Source organism: Halococcus sediminicola (assembly GCF_000755245.1).
GTDB classification, from domain to species: Archaea; Halobacteriota; Halobacteria; order Halobacteriales; family Halococcaceae; genus Halococcus; species Halococcus sediminicola.
Genome location: NZ_BBMP01000005.1, coordinates 144,883 through 164,113 on the forward strand (window position 1 = coordinate 144,883; position 19,231 = coordinate 164,113).

The 19,231-nt window shown below is 55.5% G+C and carries 18 protein-coding genes and 4 pseudogenes; 12 read left to right on the forward strand and 10 right to left on the reverse strand.

Features of this window, described 5'->3' with window-relative positions; genetic code table 11:
* The first annotated feature begins 200 nt into the window (after positions 1-200).
* Positions 201-1,778, forward strand: a complete 1,578-nt coding sequence (locus ACP97_RS02545; protein ID WP_049996270.1) for a S8 family peptidase — start codon at positions 201-203, stop codon at positions 1,776-1,778.
* A gap of 74 nt (positions 1,779-1,852) precedes the next feature.
* Here the strand turns inward: ACP97_RS02545 and ACP97_RS02550 are convergent, their stop codons facing one another.
* The 4 genes and pseudogenes from ACP97_RS02550 to ACP97_RS02565 form a co-directional block, all read right to left on the reverse strand.
* On the reverse strand, positions 1,853-2,128 hold the full coding sequence (locus ACP97_RS02550) for a DUF433 domain-containing protein (protein ID WP_049996271.1): 276 nt from the start codon (positions 2,126-2,128) through the stop codon (positions 1,853-1,855).
* Between the two features lie 405 nt (positions 2,129-2,533).
* Positions 2,534-3,039: pseudogene (locus ACP97_RS02555) on the reverse strand (RNA-guided endonuclease TnpB family protein); the annotation flags it as partial.
* 224 nt (positions 3,040-3,263) lie between these two features.
* A pseudogene (locus ACP97_RS02560) lies at positions 3,264-4,281 on the reverse strand (hypothetical protein).
* Between the two features lie 440 nt (positions 4,282-4,721).
* Positions 4,722-4,952, reverse strand: coding sequence for a hypothetical protein (locus ACP97_RS02565; protein ID WP_049996272.1), 231 nt, complete (start codon positions 4,950-4,952; stop codon positions 4,722-4,724).
* A 289-nt stretch (positions 4,953-5,241) separates the two neighbouring features.
* Here ACP97_RS02565 and ACP97_RS02570 point away from each other — a divergent pair, with 289 nt between their 5' ends.
* The 3 genes and pseudogenes from ACP97_RS02570 to ACP97_RS02580 form a co-directional block, all read left to right on the forward strand.
* A complete protein-coding gene (locus ACP97_RS02570; protein WP_049996273.1) occupies positions 5,242-5,955 on the forward strand; it encodes a hypothetical protein in 714 nt (237 codons plus the stop codon).
* A 47-nt stretch (positions 5,956-6,002) separates the two neighbouring features.
* The gene (locus tag ACP97_RS02575) at positions 6,003-6,512 is read left to right on the forward strand and encodes a winged helix-turn-helix domain-containing protein (protein ID WP_049996274.1); all 510 of its coding nucleotides are present in this window, start codon (positions 6,003-6,005) and stop codon (positions 6,510-6,512) included.
* Positions 6,513-6,583: 71 nt separating this feature from the next.
* A pseudogene (locus ACP97_RS02580) lies at positions 6,584-7,069 on the forward strand (IS630 family transposase); the annotation flags it as partial.
* A gap of 342 nt (positions 7,070-7,411) precedes the next feature.
* Here ACP97_RS02580 and ACP97_RS02585 read toward each other — a convergent pair.
* Positions 7,412-7,786, reverse strand: coding sequence for a hypothetical protein (locus ACP97_RS02585; protein ID WP_049996276.1), 375 nt, complete (start codon positions 7,784-7,786; stop codon positions 7,412-7,414).
* Positions 7,786-8,718, reverse strand: coding sequence for a ParA family protein (locus ACP97_RS02590; RefSeq protein ID WP_079977517.1), 933 nt, complete (start codon positions 8,716-8,718; stop codon positions 7,786-7,788). Before ACP97_RS02590 ends, ACP97_RS02585 begins: the two co-directional genes overlap by 1 nt.
* 413 nt (positions 8,719-9,131) lie before the next feature.
* Between ACP97_RS02590 and ACP97_RS02595 the strand changes: the two are divergent.
* The 6 genes and pseudogenes from ACP97_RS02595 to ACP97_RS18900 all read left to right on the forward strand — a co-directional run bounded on the left by ACP97_RS02595 (position 9,132) and on the right by ACP97_RS18900 (position 13,934).
* Positions 9,132-9,883 (forward strand): annotated as a pseudogene (locus ACP97_RS02595) (SDR family NAD(P)-dependent oxidoreductase).
* A 461-nt stretch (positions 9,884-10,344) separates the two neighbouring features.
* On the forward strand, positions 10,345-10,605 hold the full coding sequence (locus ACP97_RS02600; RefSeq protein ID WP_049996277.1) for an AbrB/MazE/SpoVT family DNA-binding domain-containing protein: 261 nt from the start codon (positions 10,345-10,347) through the stop codon (positions 10,603-10,605).
* Entirely contained in the window at positions 10,606-11,013 is a 408-nt protein-coding gene (locus ACP97_RS02605; RefSeq protein ID WP_049996278.1) for a hypothetical protein, read from the forward strand.
* A 224-nt stretch (positions 11,014-11,237) separates the two neighbouring features.
* On the forward strand, positions 11,238-11,774 hold the full coding sequence (locus ACP97_RS02610; protein ID WP_049996279.1) for a winged helix-turn-helix domain-containing protein: 537 nt from the start codon (positions 11,238-11,240) through the stop codon (positions 11,772-11,774).
* Positions 11,775-12,224, forward strand: coding sequence for a hypothetical protein (locus ACP97_RS21210; RefSeq protein WP_079977518.1), 450 nt, complete (start codon positions 11,775-11,777; stop codon positions 12,222-12,224).
* A gap of 171 nt (positions 12,225-12,395) precedes the next feature.
* Positions 12,396-13,934 carry a 2-oxo acid dehydrogenase subunit E2 gene (locus tag ACP97_RS18900; protein ID WP_079977519.1) on the forward strand — a complete coding sequence of 513 codons (1,539 nt, stop codon included), beginning with the start codon at positions 12,396-12,398 and terminating at the stop codon, positions 13,932-13,934.
* A 40-nt stretch (positions 13,935-13,974) separates the two neighbouring features.
* Here ACP97_RS18900 and ACP97_RS02625 read toward each other — a convergent pair whose 3' ends face one another.
* The 4 genes from ACP97_RS02625 to ACP97_RS02640 all read right to left on the reverse strand — a co-directional run bounded on the left by ACP97_RS02625 (position 13,975) and on the right by ACP97_RS02640 (position 17,637).
* Positions 13,975-14,484, reverse strand: coding sequence for a VOC family protein (locus ACP97_RS02625; RefSeq protein ID WP_049996282.1), 510 nt, complete (start codon positions 14,482-14,484; stop codon positions 13,975-13,977).
* Between the two features lie 100 nt (positions 14,485-14,584).
* Complete coding sequence (locus tag ACP97_RS02630) at positions 14,585-15,574, reverse strand: NAD(+)/NADH kinase (protein WP_049996283.1); 990 nt, start codon at positions 15,572-15,574, stop codon at positions 14,585-14,587.
* Positions 15,575-15,586: 12 nt separating this feature from the next.
* Entirely contained in the window at positions 15,587-16,588 is a 1,002-nt protein-coding gene (locus tag ACP97_RS02635; RefSeq protein WP_154019916.1) for an alpha-ketoacid dehydrogenase subunit beta, read from the reverse strand.
* Positions 16,588-17,637, reverse strand: coding sequence for a thiamine pyrophosphate-dependent dehydrogenase E1 component subunit alpha (locus tag ACP97_RS02640; RefSeq protein ID WP_049996285.1), 1,050 nt, complete (start codon positions 17,635-17,637; stop codon positions 16,588-16,590). The genes ACP97_RS02635 and ACP97_RS02640 overlap by 1 nt, the downstream gene beginning before the upstream one ends.
* A 366-nt stretch (positions 17,638-18,003) precedes the next feature.
* Here ACP97_RS02640 and ACP97_RS02645 point away from each other — a divergent pair, with 366 nt between their 5' ends.
* Both ACP97_RS02645 and ACP97_RS02650 read left to right on the forward strand, forming a co-directional pair.
* Positions 18,004-18,228 carry a hypothetical protein gene (locus tag ACP97_RS02645; RefSeq protein WP_237561072.1) on the forward strand — a complete coding sequence of 75 codons (225 nt, stop codon included), beginning with the start codon at positions 18,004-18,006 and terminating at the stop codon, positions 18,226-18,228.
* Positions 18,225-18,998 carry a lipoate--protein ligase family protein gene (locus tag ACP97_RS02650; RefSeq protein ID WP_049996287.1) on the forward strand — a complete coding sequence of 258 codons (774 nt, stop codon included), beginning with the start codon at positions 18,225-18,227 and terminating at the stop codon, positions 18,996-18,998. Before ACP97_RS02645 ends, ACP97_RS02650 begins: the two co-directional genes overlap by 4 nt.
* Positions 18,999-19,231: the final 233 nt, after the last annotated feature.

The following is a 19,231-nucleotide window of genomic DNA, read 5'->3' on the forward strand; positions in this document are numbered from 1 at the left end:
CGCGCAACCCCGTGTGGTCGCACCGAAACAGATCTCGCTGATCTTTGATCCTCCCCTCGCCCTAAAGATGAGTCAAAATGCGTCACGCTATCTGGAACACGATCTCATAGAAATTCTGGCGACACCATAACCCGCGATCACTTCTTTCATGATTGTATGAGAAGATTTAAGGAATAGCGTGTTGGTTGTAGGTCTGGAACATGGTTGAAAAACCCACTCCAGATCGACGATCAGTCCTGAAAGCAATTGGTGCAGGGACGCTGTTCGGCGGACTGAGCGGCGTCGCATCGGCGACACCCGGCCGCCAACCCGGCCCAAAAAAGGACGAAATCCTCGTTGGGGTGTCGGCGTCGGCAGCCGACATGGATCAGGCGGTCAAGCAGGCCGTCCCCGGTAACGCGGAGATCGTCCACCGAAACGAGACGCTGAGTTACGTCGCGGTGAAGTTTCCCAGTCAAGCTACAGACCGTGCGAAGGAGAACTTCATTGACGCAATTACCAAAAAGGACCACATCAAGTACGCTGAGCCGAACGCAACCCATCAGGTATTCTACAATCCTAGCGATCCGCGCTTCGGCGACCAATACGCCCCGAAGCAGGTCAAATCCGACCAAGCGTGGGACACCACGCTGGGCGATTCGTCAGTAACCATCGCGGTTGTCGATACCGGCGCGCAGTACGATCATCCTGACCTCCAGGCGAACTACAAGTCCGATCCCGGGAAGGACTTCGCTGACGACGATTCGGATCCGTATCCAGATGTAGCGAGCGACGAGTACCATGGTACCCACGTCTCGGGCTGTGCGGCTGCCGTGATTGACAACGGCACCGGCGTTGCCGGCCAGGGCAATTCTTCGCTGATCAATGGCCGTGCGCTCGATGAAGGCGGGAGTGGCTCAACGTCGGACATCGCTGACGCCATTGAGTGGGCAGCCGACCAAGGGGCTGACGTCATCAACCTCTCGCTTGGTGGTGGTGGGTACACGAGCACGATGAAAAACGCCGTGAGCTACGCGACCGACAACGGCGCACTCGTGATCGCCGCCGCAGGGAACAACGGCTCCAGTTCCGTCAGCTATCCCGCTGCCTACAGCGAGTGCGTCGCGATCTCGGCGGTCGATAGCAACGAGCAGCTGGCGAGCTTCAGCCAGTACGGCGAGAAGGTTGAGCTGTGTGCGCCAGGCGTTGACGTTCTCTCGACGACTACCGAGACGCGCGGCTCCTACGAACGACTCTCGGGCACGTCGATGGCAACCCCGGTGACCTCCGGCGTCGCCGGGCTCACGCTTGCAAAGTGGGACCTCACTAACTCCGAGCTCCGGACTCATCTGAAGAACACCGCAGAAGATATCGGTCTCCCCGAGAACGAGCAGGGTAGTGGTCAGGTTGATGCCCTCGCGGCTGTCACTACTGATCCTTCAGATGGCGGCGGCGGTGGTGGCGGTGGCGGCGGTGGCGAATCCACGTCTGGAAATGTCAGCGGCACGCTATACAGTTCCTCGGACTACGACGACTACACGTGGTCATGGACGTATTCCTCGCCGAGCCAGGTCGTCGTCGAACTCGATGGACCGACTAACGCCGACTTCGACCTCTACGTCAACACGGGTACGACTCAGAGCGCCTCACCGAACAACTACGACTACACCTCTCGGTCGACCAATAGCCAAGAGACAGTCACTATCGACAGCCCCGACGACTCGACAGCCATGCAGATCGATGTCGATTCGTACAGCGGTTCCGGTGACTACACGCTGACAATCACTGAAACGAAGTAAGTCATGCCCGCGCTCTCGGAGCAATCATTCGAAAACCCGACCGACGTGTTCGTCGAGCAGAATCTTCGCCCGGGTTACTGCACGGTTTCTTTGGGTTTCACCGAAGATTCTCGAACCCGCTCAAACGCCGCTTCGTTCTCTGCTTCGAGTTCACGCATCTTGTCAATGTGAGCGTAGTAGTAGTAGAGCGCTTCGTACACGTCTGCGATGGAGATGTCGAACTGGTCCGCGACGTGAGCGGGAGATTGCCTGCTGTCAATCACCCGCGCGGCAACGTGGCGAACGCTAATACGCGTTCCATCGATTCGCGGCTCGCCACCGAGTACGTCTTCATCACGGGAGAGACTCATACGCTCTGGGAGACGCTCTCGTCGGTTATATCTTTCCGGCAAGCAACCCTTTCTGACTCCGCAATACGCACAGCCACCTCTCAGCTGTTTCATTGATGAGAATATAAACGAAACGACCTCCACTTGCTGCATACACCCTCTCTATCTCGCACACCGATTTCAACAAGTCGAATACCTGTGATGTGAAAATCCCGAGGATCAGTGCTAATCCCTGTGAGTTTAAGCGCCATGATGACGCGTCGCCTTGCCAACCACAGCACCTGTGCAACCAGCGTGTCATCCACCACAGCAGCCGACGAACCAGTGTGAGTGGCTGCACGTCAACTACCAATCACGCCCACTTTCAACTGCTCAACAAGTTGACATCCTCCCTGCCGTGAACGGCGAGAATTCCCAGTTGGGATATTAAGGTTCGCGGGTCGCCTGTTCTGGCGGGAGGAAACCTCCTCGCGTTTTGTCGAACAAACGAACCGCTGGCTGTGCCAACCAGTCGGTACTCCTATCCTCGTGAGAGGACTCAGAGGTACTTTTCTGCCTGATGTTCTCCGCGCCGTTCGTGTCGGCATTCGCCACGGTCCCGCACTCCTCGCAGACGTACAAGCCACGCTCGACGCGCTGGCTGTCCGCTTTCGTTTCGCATACGGAGCAGGTTTTCGACGTGTTCCGTCCGGAGACGGTTTCGACGGCGATACCCTGCATCTCCGCTTTGTACGTGAGCATCTTCGTGAAGCGGTCGAACGCCCACCCGTGGAGGTCGAGATTCCCGTGCCGGCCCCAATTTTTCGGGCCGTCGTCGCCGTCACGGATGCCGCCGAGGTTGCCAACGAATACCGTTCCAACACCACGTTCGGCGCACTTTGCTACAATTTCTTTTGAGAGCGTGTGGAAAAGTGCGTGCGATGGTCGGTGCGCGTGACCGTACGATCCGCCATACGTAACCTATGACGGTATACAAATCTAAGCGTTCCGATGGAATATCCAAACGGCCACCACCGCGTTGTTGGCGGTTGCGACCATCCGAGACAAAGCGGACGGCACGTATCCCCGCCCTAAAGGGCGAGGCTTTGCGCCTGTCTTTCACGTAACCGATGATATCAATCCAGCCGGTGAAACCCCGATCAGGTGAGTCGACGTCTCAGCCGCGTTCGGCCTGCTCATCGAACGAACTCGCCGGCGAAAACTCGGTTAGCTCTTCGATCTCCTGCTCTAAGCGCTCGACTTCCTGGCGTAGGATATCCGCCTCGGGATCGTCGCTAAACTGTTAACCGATCTTTGAGCCCCTGCAAGCGCGTCTCCTTGCGCTCTTCGTCGACCTCGGCCTTGCGTACGTACTCGCTTTCGCTCACGTCGTAGACGTCTTCTTCGGACACTGGGACGACATCCAGCACTTCCTCGACCTTGCTCTGATCGACACCGAGCAGTTGCTCGTGGCCGATGCCAGTCTTCGCGAACGCCTCGAGCACTTCTTTGTCGTCTTTCAGTGAGCGGTTCCGCCGCGTCGTTCGCTGGACCGACCCATACTGACCATGTAGCGGCCGGTCGTGGCAAACCCGCTCTAAGAGAACGTCCGTCACGTCCTTGCGGAGGTCGTTCGCGTTACGCTGGACATCCGACAGCAGCGTGTAGAGGTTGACCAGCATGGGTGTGTCGACGCTTTCGAGAGCAGTCATGTTCTCACGTTCGAGCGCGTCGATCAGCAAGAGCATGTCCGAGTAGGCGTCGATCTCGGGCTCCTCGCGGGAACTATCCTGTTGATTGTCTGTACCCGCAGTCGTCGACAGGTGGGGTGCATCATCCAACACCGCGCTCTCGTCAGCCTCGTCAAGCTCGGTTAACGTGTTCTCGCGTTCGTCGAGCACGTAGCGCGGGTGGAGAGCGAGCACTGCTGCGTACGGTTCGGCTTTCGGTGGGAGGCGTTCGAGTTCGTAGCCCTCGCTTGCCTTGCGTGTATGCTCTGCGAGTGCTTCGAACTGCTCGCGTTGGAGTGGTTGTGTCTCGCCCGAATCGACGTCTTCGATAACGATTCGGTGATCTTGGACGTCGGTAACGCGGAACCGCTTCGACGCCAGCGGCGTGATCAGCGTCGCCTCTACAGGGAGTTCCTCGCAATGCTCGATCAGCGTCCCCCACGCCGCGTCGAACGGAATCGTCATGCCACTACTCAGAGAGGCGCTGTCTAAAGAACCGTGGCCCACACACCTGTTTCCGAGTGTAAGTCCGGCTTCTTCCGTATTCCGAGTCCATCAACCGCTGATTGGGATGCTCCTCCTGTTCGGCTAAGAAGTTACTCAGTTCATGGATCGACCTCGTAGTATGCGATCTCAGTCGAGGCGCAGAGTGGGCATGACTCAGTCTCCGGTTCGACGTTCGCCCCGCAGTTGCGGCACTCAACGACGGACTCCTGTGTCGAGCGTGAGAGCATCCGTTTGACTGTCTGTATCATGAAAGGGAAAGAGAGCGTGTGACAGCGCTCTTTCGAGGTCCAGACTGTGGTCCTCGGCGTGGATAGCTCCCAACCAGTTATAGACCCTTTCCAAGCGGGCTGAAAGTGAAATATCGCAAGAATCTTCTGCCGATTGCGGCGAGTCGCTGCTCAGTCGTTGGTCGGCGTGATCCGGACGTTCTCTTCGACGTAATAGATATATCCACGGTTCTGCAGCGACTCGAGCGCTGCTTCGGCGTCGGCTTTGTCGAAGCGCTCGTCGTCAGTGATCACTCCGATGACCTCGTCTCGCGGGAGGCCTTCGCCGGTCCCGCCAGCTGCTTCGGTCAACAGCGCAAGCGTGTCCTCAACGAACGGCGGTATTCGCCGCCTTTCATCCATACACGTTCTTCCCAACCAGCCGTATATGAATCTTCAGCCGTGAGAGCCGCACCCTTTGGGGAACTATTCTACTGCTTCGAGATACACCACTCGGGTCCACATCCCAAACTGGAGACGCCCACTCGCACCATCAGTGTGAGACGTGACCGACCAGCGGCTCGTCCGCGTCGGTCTTTAAGTGCTTCTAGCGACAAGGTATAGATACGAGAGAGGTTCGGTGGATTCTGCGTGCCATCGTATTCGACACAGACGCATCTTTCAACTCTTCGCAGCCATTACCGTCTAAGCCATGCCCAACGGTGGAACCGCTCCACGCCCGACTTCCGTCCCACCCGATGAGGAAGAAGTCGGTCAATTGAGTCGCCAGCCCGGTGATAGTACTGTCTCACGAGCCGATCTCCAGCGCGACGAAACTACCCGCCGCTGGGGACTGGTCACGCCGAGCGCGACTCGCATTGGCCGTGCGGACTCGCCCGATGGCGACCTCAGTGACAACATCCGTCGGCTTCACGAAGAGCGCCACCCCGCCATGGAAGGCTACAGCAAGCGCGCTCACCGCCTCGAAAAGTTGCGTCTCACCCACGCGCTCTGTGGCAGCCTCGGCCTGACCCCCTGGCAACGCGATCGCGCCATCGGTACGATGGTCAAACTCGATCTCACCGCCTTCGGTAGTCAGCGCGCTATCCCCAAGGTCGCGCTTGTCGTGATTCGCCACGTCGTCGACCGCGAGCGCGAACACCATCTCGGACTTCACGATGAGGAGTGGATCGCCGACCAGCCGCCCGAACGGCTTGCCGATCTCTACGAGCAGTTCCACTCGATCACTGACGATGAGCAGTTCTCCGCCCTCTGCGAACAGCACGACCTCGACGTGACGAACCTCAATCGCCTCCGCCGAACCCTGACTGACCAACTCGATGAACAGGACCTCCACGATGCAGTCTACGGCCGCAATCCCTATCGTGATCCGAGTCTGCCGGAACTGACTGTCGGTTCGGCCTGATAGGGTCGGCTAAAGATCTTTACCGACCTAGACAGTAGCCCGATGTAATGGGTCGGCTCGACGATATCACTCTGGAAGAACTCCACGAGGTGCGTGAGCAAACGGAAGGTGAGAAGCCGCGAGAACGCGTTCTCGCGGCGATCGGCCGCAAGCAGGGCGCTCAGATCGACACCCTTGCTGAGCGTCACGGCGTTGTTGAGAAAACCATCCGCAACTGGCTGGATCGGTTTGTCGAGCAACCGATCGAGCAGGCTCCCTACGACGCTCCTCGCCCCGGCGGCCCCTCAAAACTCACTACAGAACAGCGTGAGCACCTCGAAGAGGTGCTCCACGATTCACCTACTGAATTGGGCTACGACCAACAGGCCTGGTCGCCGAAGATTCTGCTCCACTACGTTGCCAGAAAGTACGACGTTGAGTACAGCAAGCGCCATGCACGCTATCTGTTGACTGAGGCCGGGCTGTCCTGGCGGACAGCGCGGCCTCGCAATCACGAAGCCGATCCTGAAGACGAAGCGAAGTTCCAAGCGACGGTCGAAAAAAACGCCCCGAACTAGCCGAGAAGACGGTCGTTGTCGTCGACCAGTTTACCAAGCGCGTCGGCACCGTCCAGCGGCATGGATGGTACCCGATTGGGTCCGATCCAACGGTCGAGACATCGAACTCCTGGGACAAGGTGACAGTGCTTGGCGCTGTCACCGGCGACGGTGACAGCTTCTACTGCTGGACGGAAGAAAACCTCACACGATACCACGGAATTCGCTTGTTAGAAGCACTCCAAAAGGAGTTTGGCGAAGAGTTGGTGGTGTTTCTTGATCGTGCAGGTTACTTCTATGCGAGGGATCTCTGGGAGTTCGTGAGTGGTGAGCGCGAGACCGAAACTGTCGGGGACAGTTCGGTCTCGTGCGTGCGCGGAGAGAAGCTGGCGGTCTGGTACTTCCCATCGAAACTCCCCGAACTCAACCCAGTGGAAGGATGCTGGAATCAGCTCTACGAGTGGTTCAAGCACCGGCTGATTCCGGATCTATCGACACTGAAAGACTCCATTCCGAGTGGAATCGATGCAATCGATGAACCAAACATCTGGAACTATCTTTGCTCAACCGATGGGTAAAGATTCGTCACCGACCCTATGATTGATGAATCGAGAGCCTTCGTCTGTTCTTTAAGTGCTTCTGGCGACAAGGTATAGATACGAGAGACCCTACTTGCGTGCAAGCGCGTCTTTCTAGTCGGTCAGCTTTCGAGTCACGACGAATCGATGCGTTTCATGAGTCGCCGACACTCCGGACAGGACCGTGACGCTCCTTCATCGCCGCTGAGTTGATGATCGCAGTTGACGCACTCGTAGATGAACGACTCCATGAACGGGTGGGTGACAAATATTGCGCGCAGTTATATGAGCTTGTTCACCACACATCGAACGTGCCACTACTCTTGATCAGTCTCTCGCATGTTAATCGAAGTATCCGTACCCGATACGCTGCATCTCTGCGAGAAAGCTTTCATCGCTGAGGTCAGAACGGAACGCAGCAAGATACACATCCAGTCGGTGTACTTTTTCGTCAAAGTTCGACTCCGCAACGGTGTGCAGTTCACGAAGGCGCTGCAGGTCCTCGGCAGCATCCAGGTAGAATGTTTTCGCCTTTCGCCCGTCCTTCGGACTATCGTACCGTACACGGTGTGGGATTTCCTCCAAGCTCTCCGTCGATTTTGCTGAACTCGGTGAATCGTCAAGCGTGCTGGTTTCGGCCTGTGTCTGTACCGATGAGGAGCTACTGTCGAAATCGTCGTCGGCACCGTCCATATCGTAGCGATCAGATTTTCCCATTAGGCTTCAGCCTCCTGCTCCATTTTGGTGTCAAGCAGTTTCTCGGGTGTCGCATCACCCATCTCAGAGTCTTTTACCGTATCCCACTGCGCAACAGCTTCATTGTAACTGTAGTCACCGGTCATCCATCGGCCGATAACCTTGAACGCGAGTGGGACATGCTCTTCATAAGGCCGGAGTTCACGGGTATCCGATGATTCAATGAAGGAGAACAGATCCATTTGTTCGCTCCACGTGTATCGAAGGAGGGAGTGTTCCGGGATGGAAAACGGACTAAGTGGAACACCGCGGTCGCTCATGGTGTCGCGATAGTCTTCGAAGATTTTTGCGTTGCCGACGCGGGTAGGAACGGTGCCTTTGATCACTACATCGACACCCATTTTAGAGAATCCGGAGTCCATTGCCTCGACAGTGGATTCAAGACCTTGTTGGGAAGCATCCCCTTTCGGCGAAAGTTCGATTGGGACCATGATGTTCCGGGCAGCGATGATGGCGTTGTCCACGAGTTTGTTTAGCGTGGCCTGGACGTCAAGGATGAATACGTCATAGTCGCTGCTGAGGTCTTCAAGCAGTTCACGGATAACCCAGTATTCATCCATGCCGCGTTTCCCGGCATTGCTGAGGCTGGATTCGAAGTTGGCGAGGTCTTCGTGGCCGGGAACTAGATCGAAGTGTGGAGTCTCGACAATGATATCGTGCACGTCGGTGTCTCCGAAGAACACATTCATGATGGTGGGTTCAACAGTGTTCTCGGCGGTGTCGTGATCAAGGTGGTCGTAACCAGCGTAGTGAGTGAGTGCACCCCGTTGTGGGTCAAGGTCGAGCGCAAGGACATCGTAGCCATCGCGACCAATGGCGGCAGCGGTTTGCATTGTATTCGTGGTTTTTCCGGGCCCTCCGGATTCCGACCACCAAACGAACGCTTTGGTCATAAGGGTAGCTGGAACACGAGGGGGCTTAAAGATGCGTCAGACATATGTCCCGCTGTATTGCTAGACAGTTTACTGGCTAGTTTGCCAGCTAGTTTACTAGACTACTGCTTAGTTTACTGGCTAGATTGCTGTTGGGATTCTTCTACAGTTGACGAGTTATCGGGGTGCTTAGCACGTCGCCAAGTCTCGACCGACTAGCTCAGAAACCTCGAGGCGATCGGTTTTCACTCACCAGTCGACGCTTGCGAGCGTACTTAGGCTGCAATAGTTGGAGATTGGCACGCAAACGAGCGCACCGGCCGTGAGAATGGTCCTGACCGCGATGTCGAAGAGCGTATGCCCTCGATATGCACTAACGGACGGATCCCTGAGCCGAGGAATAGGTTCATTCGTTTAGCGGGAGTGTTTCGATTGTGGACGATTCGATCGGCGATCTCGACGGGACGGTGGCACTCGTTACGGGCGCATCCTCGGGCATTGGCGCAGCAACGGCCAGAGCGCTCGCGACGGCGGGAGCCAGCGTGGCGCTCGCCGCACGGCGGGCCGATCGTCTCGAAGCGCTTGCAGCGGAAATCGAGGACGTTGGCAGCGCGGCGTTATCGATACCCACAGACATCACTGACGAGACAGACGTCGAGGAAATGGTCGGGCGGACGACCGAGACGTTCGGCGGGCTCGACGCGCTTATCAACAGCGCCGGAGTGATGCTGCCCGCGCCGGTCGAACGCGCCGACCCAGACGACTGGCGACGGATGGTCGAGGTCAACCTGCTCGGCACGATGGTCACGCGCGCTGCACTCCCCGCGCTCCGGGCGGGCGACGGTGGACACGTCATCACCCTCTCGTCCGACGCTATCCAGAACCCGGGCGCGCGCTTCGGCGCATACGCGGCCACGAAAGCCGGCGTCGTGGCATTTGCTGACTCGCTTCGTTCCGAGGTCGCTGACGATGGCGTTCGCGTGACTGTCCTCAAACCCGGTGTGACCGATACTGAACTTCCGGAACAGATTACGGATGAGGGAATGAAGGCGAATATCGAAACGCTCGTCGCGTCGATGCGAGCGCTCGACGGCGAGGACATCGCGGCAGCCGTTCAATACGCACTCACACAGCCCGCCACGTAAACGTCGAACAACTGATCGTCCGGCCGACCGATGCAGGTTGACATCCTCCCCGCCGTGAACGGCGAGGATTCCCGACCGCAATTGGGATATTAAGGTTCGCGGGTCGCCTGTTGACGCAGGGAGAACGTTCCTCGCGTTTTGTTGAACAGACGAACCGCTGGCTATGCCAACCAGCCGGTACTCCTATCCTCGTGAGAGGACTCGGAGGTACTTTTCTGCCGGATGTTCTCCGCGCCATTACAGTCGGCAGGTCGAACACGGTGTAATTGCAAATTGCAGACACCAGAAGTAACCGATGGATCCGAACTTCGGCATGGGACCATGCATTGGGAGTACCACTCTCAACATCCACGCGACGGTGAAAGATGAGACTACAGCAGGGATAGAGGGGCTAGAATGGGCGATTTTAAACGAATAGTGGTTTCGACCGCCGCCAAATCAGATCCAATAGGCCGATTCCTACTCCCGCAAGGTTAAGGTAATACACCGAGTATTACTGAGTATGAGCAAATCGACACGTGTCACGGAGAAGGGACAGACAACGATCCCGAAGAACCTTCGCGAAAAGTACGACTTAGAGCCCGGTGACGAGGTCGTCTGGTCGGATACAGATGAAGGCATCGTCGTAAAAAAGCGTACTCACACCAGTGGGCGCGGGATGCTCGTGCCCGACGATACCTCCGAGGGGAAGCGTGAGGAGATCGCCGAGGAGTTGGAGCACCGCGTCCGCAAGCGTCGAGATCACAACTACGAGGAAGCCTGAATGGCGACGTACACCGCTGACGCCGTCTCCCTCCTTGTCTACCTCGTTGATGCGCTCCCAGGAAAGGCTGACCAGATCTTCGCCGAAGCCGAAGCCGCGAAAACGATTATCCAGGCGCCGAGCACGGCGCTCGCTGAAGTGCTGTACTCGGTCTCCCGCGACAAAGACATCCGAGGCATCACCCTTACAGGGACGCCAGAGGATGCTCGAGAGGCGCTGGTTGGAAACGGACCTATCGCTGTCGCACCGATCAACGACGCGGAACTGGTTGAGTATGCACAGGTGGTTGACGAGCTCAGCATCCACGACGCCCTGATGGTCAGTAGTCACCGGGCACAGGATACGGACGCGATCATCACTACAGACGGTGTTATCCACGACGCCGGCTACGAGACCGTTTGGGACTGATATAAGCGACACAACGGATCGCAAACCGTTTTTCATTCACTCATCGAAGACGGCTACGTGTACGTTCGGCGGCACTAGCAGTAGGTCGCGTCCGTTGTTAGTTAGGCGAACCTAGTTCCATACTGCTTCATGCATTGAGAGTACTGATCTCAACTTCTAAGCGGCAGTAGTCAAATATCTGTGCGCACCAAACATATATTGCGAAGCGATGTGTATTCCACTCTGTGACTGATTTCGACCCCACTCCATCCGACGGCGAGACCAACGCGGTGCGCCAGCGTTGGTCCGAAAACACGGATACGTTCGGGCGTGTCTACAATACTCTCCTCGGCATTACCGAGCCGACGACCTATTCCACCATCGCAGAGATAGCCGACTGCTCGCCCAACGCCGCGAAAAAGCACCTCGAACGCCTTGCAGAGATGGGAGTCGGACGAGTTGATCGACAGAGCCGTCCCGCTCGCTACGAACGCAACGACGGATATCTCGAATGGCAGGACGCGAGCCGTCTCGCCGACGAGCTCACTGTCGAGGAGATCATCGATCGAGTCCACCAGCTCGAAGACCGCCGGGAGGAGTTCGAACAGCGCTTCGAGACGAGTGATCCCTCCTCGATCTCAGTGTTCGATCACGACAACCACGACGCGATTCACGAGCGAATGAACGCCATTAGCGACTGGCAATCCCTTGAGCGCGACATCCGTCTCTACGAACTCGCACGACAGCTCTCCCAGAACGACGGCCACCTTCTGCCAGCATAGATGACTCCATCTTCGAGTGGTGAGCCATCATCAACCGGACCGCCGGATCGCCAGACGCTCAGGCTTATTGAGACTCGCTTAGCGGACGAGCCGATAGTCGACACAACCACGTTTGAACCCGATAGCTACGAGCCTCGTATCCTTCATGTACTGTGTGAGGAAAGCCGGTATCCAGCGGCAGTCGAGACCGCTCGGCTGGACATCCGCTGGTTCACCAGTGGTGATTTCTCCCTACACTACGTCGAGACGATGGCCGCCGACCGATGGGAGTGCCGCTGGGACCGCCATCCGAACCCGCATAATGCACACCTCCATTTCCATCAGCCACCGGATGGAGACGATATCGTCGATCTCACGTGGTCGTCGCTCCACCCAATCGATGTACTCTCGACAGTGATTGCTGCAGTCGAACAACGGATCGACCAGCACTGGTCATCCGGTAGATCATAAGTCTGCACTCATCTCAGATGGATCGTAGCTATATCTTTGTCATTTCGAGTACTCTAATTAATGACTATCACTACTATATCGACTTAGTTGAAAATTGTCGAATTGGCATATCTGAGTTATATAGAATTTCTATCATTGATACTTTAGTAGTTTGTAGACTCATCGCATAGTATGGGATACGTTGTCAAGATGCCGAAACTAGGACTGGAGATGGAAGAGGGGACAATCCTGGACTGGTACGTAGAAGAAGAGGACACGGTTGAGGAAGGTGAAGCGATTGCTGAAATTGAATCCGAAAAGACTGTTGCTGAGATTGATGCCCGTGAGGGAGGTGTTCTCCGCTTGCTTGAGGTTGAAGAGGGTGCGACTGTTCCACCAGGAACACCTATTGGTATCATTGCGGATGCGGACGAAGATATTGCTGATCTCGAATCCGAATTCGAAACAGAGAATTCTCTAGAATCAACTGAATCCCAGGCAGCTACAGATGATACGATCGAAGAATCACCGAAGTCTGCTGAAGAACAAGTAGATACAGCCGGTGGAGGAAGTACTAATATAAAATCTTCACCAAAAGCAGAACGCCGTGCCGAGGAACTCGGTGTTGATTTGGCTGAAGTGGATGGATCGGGACCTCAAGGAGCAATTACCGCAGATGATGTTGAAGCTGCCACAGATACACAAGCAGAAAGCGAACAAATAAGAGCTTCTCCCCGGGCAGAACAGCGTGCCGAGGAACTCGGTGTTGACCTTGCCGAAGTAAGTGGTTCAGGTCCACAAAGTGCGATCACCGTTGATGATGTCGAGGCTATGGATGCTGAAGAAGAGCAGGTGAGCGACCGTATCTTCGCCGCACCGCGTGTTCGACAGCTTGCGCGCGAGCATGGTCTTGATATCAATACTCTCTCTGGATCGGGTGCGAACGGACGCATTACCGAATCAGACGTTCGGATGGCGGCTGACGAGAGTGAGATTACAGTGGGGGAGAGCGAGACTCCCGAGACCCAATCAACAGGCCGTACCATCAGGGAAGAGAAGTCGTTCGACGGAATGCGTCGTACCATCGCGAACCGACTCAGTCAGAGCTATCAAAATGCCGTTCACGTCACTGAGCACCGTGAAGTTGACGTCGAAGCATTTCTCGAAGCCGTCGAAGCTGCTTCAGATGCACTTGAGACTGACGTCTCAATGCCTGATCTGCTGTTGCTTGCTATCTCTGCCAGTCTCTCTGAACATCCCGATTTTAACGCCACCTTCGAAGATGATTTGCATCGTCTCTATGAAGAACATAATGTCTGTGTTGCTGTCGACGTTGAAGCAGGACTGATCACCCCGGTGTTACGGGAAGTCAACACCAAATCGATTGAGAGAATAGCAACTGAGCGCCGAGAACTCACAGAGAAAGCGCTTTCCGGCGAGTATACGATGGATGATCTCCAAGGGGGCACATTCACTGTGACGAATCTCGGGCTGTTAGGTGTCGAATCGTTCGATCCAATAATCAATCCACCCCAAGTTGCCATTCTTGGTGTCAACGCGATACAGCAGCGGCCAGTCCCTGACGGGGAGGGAGTAGCCTTCAGAAGACAGTTGCCACTCGATCTTTCATTCGATCATCGGGTTGTGGACGGAGCAGACGCAGCACGGTTTCTCGCAACACTCACAGAACACATCGAAAACCCACTGCCGTTGCTTTTTGACTCTCTGTAAAACAGTACAGAGCGGTTGTAATCGACAACTGTCCTCTGAATTATCTCGGATAGGTTTCGTCCGGTTCGGGCATTGACTCTAAATTCGTCGCAGTCTCGAATATCATGCCGTTCAGTTGCTCTTGCGTGTCGAGATACCAATACGGGGTGTCGACAAACGTTCCACTCTGAAGTACTTCCATTCCTGCCTCTTCGAACTGCTGGACGGTTTCCTCGGTATTTTCGAATGCAAAGCACGCAACATGGTGGAGGCCCTCACCATGCTCCTCTAAGTGTTCAGTATAGATACTCTTTCCCTCTGTGGGTTCAATCAGTTCGACCATCATCCCAGCGAGATCAGCAAGTGCGAGTGTCATGGTATAATCGTGATCCTCCCCACGATAGGTTGTTTCCGACAGTTTTGGAGGCTCAAATCGATAAACCTCCCACGGGCTAATGCCCAAAATTGAATCAAAACGTTCCATCCCGTCCTCTATATCTTCGACTACAATTCCGACTTGCGTAATTTCTGGAATTTCGACCCCTGCGTCTGGTATGGTATCAATAGCCATAGACGACAAGCAACGTCATTTCACTTATATCTTCGTTCCAATTGCTTACTGTATCAATACAGTAGCTATTCTATAATGCCTAAGTTCGCATGCGACACCCTCAACCATCCGTGAGAACGCCAGTGTGTGCTGCAGACTCGAACACTGCTTCGTGTGAGATGAGTCGTGGACCGTCAGGTACCGAATGAAACTCAACGGTTTCGTTAACAACTTCGAGTTCACGTTCGCCATCAGCACCGAGCACACCATCGTCAACCTCGACAACCATTGACTCCTGATCCGATAGGCGGTGATGTTCCTCGACTCCAACTCTGGTCGTCACGCCGGGAGCGACGATCGCCCTCACTGTCTGGTTGGACATTCCGGCATCGGCGAGTCGTAACGCAATTGCGCCCGGTTCGTCGGGCGCAAGCGAATCGAGTGCACCCGCAACACTACTCAGACCGATTTCCGACGGATTCGCTCGGGAGACGATTCCACCCAACATCTCGTCGGGATCAAGCAATGCACGAGTTCCGATGAACGAACGGTCCGAGAGTTCGACTGCCGCTATCCCTGTCACGGACTCACCTGATTCGGTTCGTGCTTCGACCATCTCATGACGATAGGTGGTTTCCTCGTTGTCGACAGTACCGCTCGCAACGAGCGCAACTGCGGCTCCAGCAACGGTTCCATCGACCGCCGACGGAACGACATTGTTCGTCCCAGTCGACACCGAAAGGAGAGGAAGGTCATCGCAGCCAAGCGCTGCGTCGCGGGTCGTTCCGTCCCCTCCGAGAACGACGAGTGCATCGGCTTCTGTTTGGAAGCGTTCGGCTGCCCGTCGGGTGTCTGCTGCCTCTCCAGTAAGAGTCATGTCGAGCAATTCCACAGAAACATCGTCCGGAGCGTCCTCGACAACGTTCGCAGCGATTCCCGATGTGTCGGGCATCAGTGTTACGTCTGGCGTAGCAGACGGGACAGTGACTCCGGAGAGAACACATTCGGTAACACGTCGCTTCGCGTAGTTGTCCACAACACTTGCGCCACCGGTTAGCCGCCTGATATCACGTCCGGCGGCTGGATTGACTATGACACCGATATGAGACACGAATCGCCAACCTCAGGCGATCCGTTCGATAGCGTTGCGAACGTCGTCTGCGTCCGGCAGGACTTCGCTTTCCAGTACTGGGCTGAACGGGATATGCGTGTCCGGGACGCCGACACGTTGAATTGGCGCATCGAGACTGTAGAAGGCGTTTTCAACAGCTCGCGATACTACTTCGGCTTGCGCTCCATACGAGAGGGGGCTCTCTCCAGCGACGACCATCCGTCCCGTTTTATCGAGACTCTCGACAATAGTGTCCGTATCGAGCGGGTACAGCGAGCGGAGATCGATCACTTCGACATCGACATCACCATCGAGTTCGTCAGCGACTGATAGTGATTCGCCAACGAGGCGCTGCGTCGCCACGACTGTGACATCGTCTCCTTCTCGCTCAACGTTTGCCTCACCTAGTGGAATCGTGAAGTCTTCATCCACCGGCACTTCACCTGACTGTTCGTAGATCATCTTGTTCTCGAAGAAGAATACAGGATCGTCGGAACGAATCGCTGATCGCAGCAATCCTTTCGCGGCTTCAGGTGTGCCGGGTGTCACAGCCATCAGGCCTGGGAAGTGAGCAATCATCGAGTGAACGGTTCCAGAGTGCTGGCTTGCTGCGCCCATACCACCACCCTCGGTGGCACGCACAGTTACCGGCATTTCGATCTTGCCGCCAAACATATAGCGCATTTTCGCCATCTGATTCATCGTCTGTTCCATTGCGACACCGATGAAATCCGAGAACATGAGTTCAGCGACAGGCCGTGAACCGGTCGCTGCTGCACCCGTTGCCGCACCAATGATCCCCGCTTCCGAAATCGGCGTGTCACGCACACGCTCGGGACCGAAGTCATGGTAGAGGTCTCCCGTTACATCGAGAACCCCTTCCATTACGCCGATGTCCTCGCCGATGAGGAAGACGTCGTCATCACGGTTCAGCTCCTCGCGCATTGTCTCTCTGATGGCCTCCCGAATGGTCATCGTCTGGGTCTCTCGACCTTCGAGTTCTGCGCTCGCCATCAGAACTCACCTCCTCTGGTGCCGCCATCAGCGCGAGCATTCGCCTGTTCTACGAAGAGATCGATGTCCGGCACTCTCTGAGAGAACATATCCTCGTAGGCCTCTTCCGGTGTGGGCTCGTCCGCATTTTTCGCGTACTCGATGGCGTCCTCGATCTCCGCTTCGATGTTTGCTCGCATCTCTTCTAACTCCTCTTCGGAGAGTTCGTCGCGTTCGATGAGCCGCTCGGAAAAGTCATCGATGGGGTCGCGCTTTCGCCACTCTTCGACCTCCTCTTCATCCCGATAGAGTTCCTGATCGCCCTCAAAATGACCGTGGAAGCGGTAGGTCTCGGCTTCGATAAACGTCGGGCCATCGCCGTTACGAGCGCGTTTGCGTGCCTCAATGACAGCCTCGTTCACTGCCGTGATGTCCATTCCATCGACATTGATTCCTGGAATGTCGTATGCGGAAGATGTGTCGCTGAGGTTTTTGGCGTTGTGTTGGTCACTGACTGCCGTTCCTTCCCCGTACTGGTTGTTTTCCACGAGGAATATGACTGGCAAATCCCATGCCGATGCAAGGTTCACTGCCTCGTGAACTTGGCCCTGAGCGACGGCACCATCTCCCAAGAAAGACAGAGCAATCCGATCCTCGCCTTTTTGCTTTATGCTGAGTGCTGCACCCGCCCCAAGCGGTGGACCCGCGCCGACGATTCCATTTGCACCGAGCATGTTAGAGTCCACGTCGGCGATGTGCATCGATCCACCTTTGCCATTGCAATATCCCTCCCGTCTCCCATATATTTCGGACATCATGAGTTTCGGATCGAGACCCTTTGCGATACAGTGGCCGTGTCCACGATGAGTGCTGGTGATGTAGTCGTCTTCTTCTAAGGCAGCACAGGCTCCTACCCCGATAGCTTCTTCTCCAACATAGAGATGAACGAACCCCGGAATTTCACCGTCTGCGAAGCGTTCGCCTGCCCTCGTATCGAACTCACGAATCGTGAGCATTCGCCGTAGCGCTTCTGTTCGCCCTTCCTCTGTTTCGAGATCGATTGCTGGCATTTGCGGCTACACGAACGTAACGGAAGATAATAGTTGTTGTGGGTGGGTACCACAACTCATGAGAGTGGCAGAGAATATTATTGAAATTTTGGATGCTGTCTTAGTTGATTTTCTTTCCACTTACTGATTAGACAATCATCAAGCTACGGAGTTGACGAATCCGATCGAGCACGCTTCGACTCATACGACAATATTTCGAGAAGTGATCAACACTATTACAGTTGAATCGCTATAGAGGTATAGAACCGAGAATTGTTCAAAAATCGGGCGAACACGATCAGGGCCAGATATTCACTCTGTCCGACCGTCCGAGTAGATATGGAACGCACTGGATCAGTGAAGGTACCGAACGGAAAGCTCGTTAACGTGGCTGCAACCTACGAAGACACCATCGAATCGGTGACGATCACCGGTGATTTCTTTCTCGAACCACCCGAGGCACGGGCGAATCTCGAACGGGTGATTGAGGGACAACCGACAGAGACTTCGAAACAGGAATTGGTCGACGCAATCAAGACAATCGATGCACGGCTGATCGGCTTTTCGGCCGACCATCTCGCTGAGGCTGTTCGGAAGGCGGTCAATCAATGAACAATCTCGACGCCACCCTCGACGAAAGCTGGCGGATCATTGATGACGGAGTCTACGACGAGCCGACCCACCACGCGCTCGATGAAGTGTTGATCGGTCGTCTCAACAATAACGAGATAACACCCACGATTCGGTTTTGGTACCGGACGGGACCAGCAGTACCTCTCGGTCGCTTTCAAGCATACGCCGACGAAGTACAGGACGAGTACGTCCGTGACCAGGGAATCGATGTCGTGCGACGGATCACCGGCGGTGGCGCGATGTATGCTGAGCCCGGCGCGGTGATCACCTACTCAATGTACCTCCCCTGTGAGATGGTCTCTGATGACATCGAACGAAGCTATGAACAACTCAACCAATGGGCCATCGACGCACTCTGCAACCTCGGACTCGCAGCCTTTCACGAACCGCTCAACGACATCGCTCACGAGGACGGAAAGATCGGCGGTGCGGCCCAGCTCCGGCGCTCGAATGCAGTGTTGCACCACGTCACGATGAGCTACGCGCTCGACATCGAAGCGATGCTCCGAGCGCTTCGTATCGGCAAAGAGAAACTCTCCGATAAGGCTGTCAAATCGGCCGAGAAACGCGTCACCCGTATTGCGGACTACGTCAACGGGGACCGAAAGACTGTGATCGAACGACTCAAAGATGAATTTTACGACAATTACGGCGGCGTGAGGGGTTCATTGACGGACAATGAAGTGATGGCGGCGGAACGACTTGCCGAGACAAAGTTCAGGACGGACGAGTGGAACAAGCGTCTGTAGTTTCTCCTCTCTCACGTTCAGTTATATGATCCCCTATAGAGGTCGATATCAAGAAAAATGACAGAGTACGATAGGTGCGCTTTATCCCTCGGTGGCTAAAGACGGATGAGTCGATTTCCTTCTTTTCCTTCTACATCGTGCGCTATTTTCCTGAATGGATTGGCTATTGGGCGAGACGAATTCTATGAAACGCTCTCATCTATGGAATAAGTTCGGAGGGCTATTCTACCCGG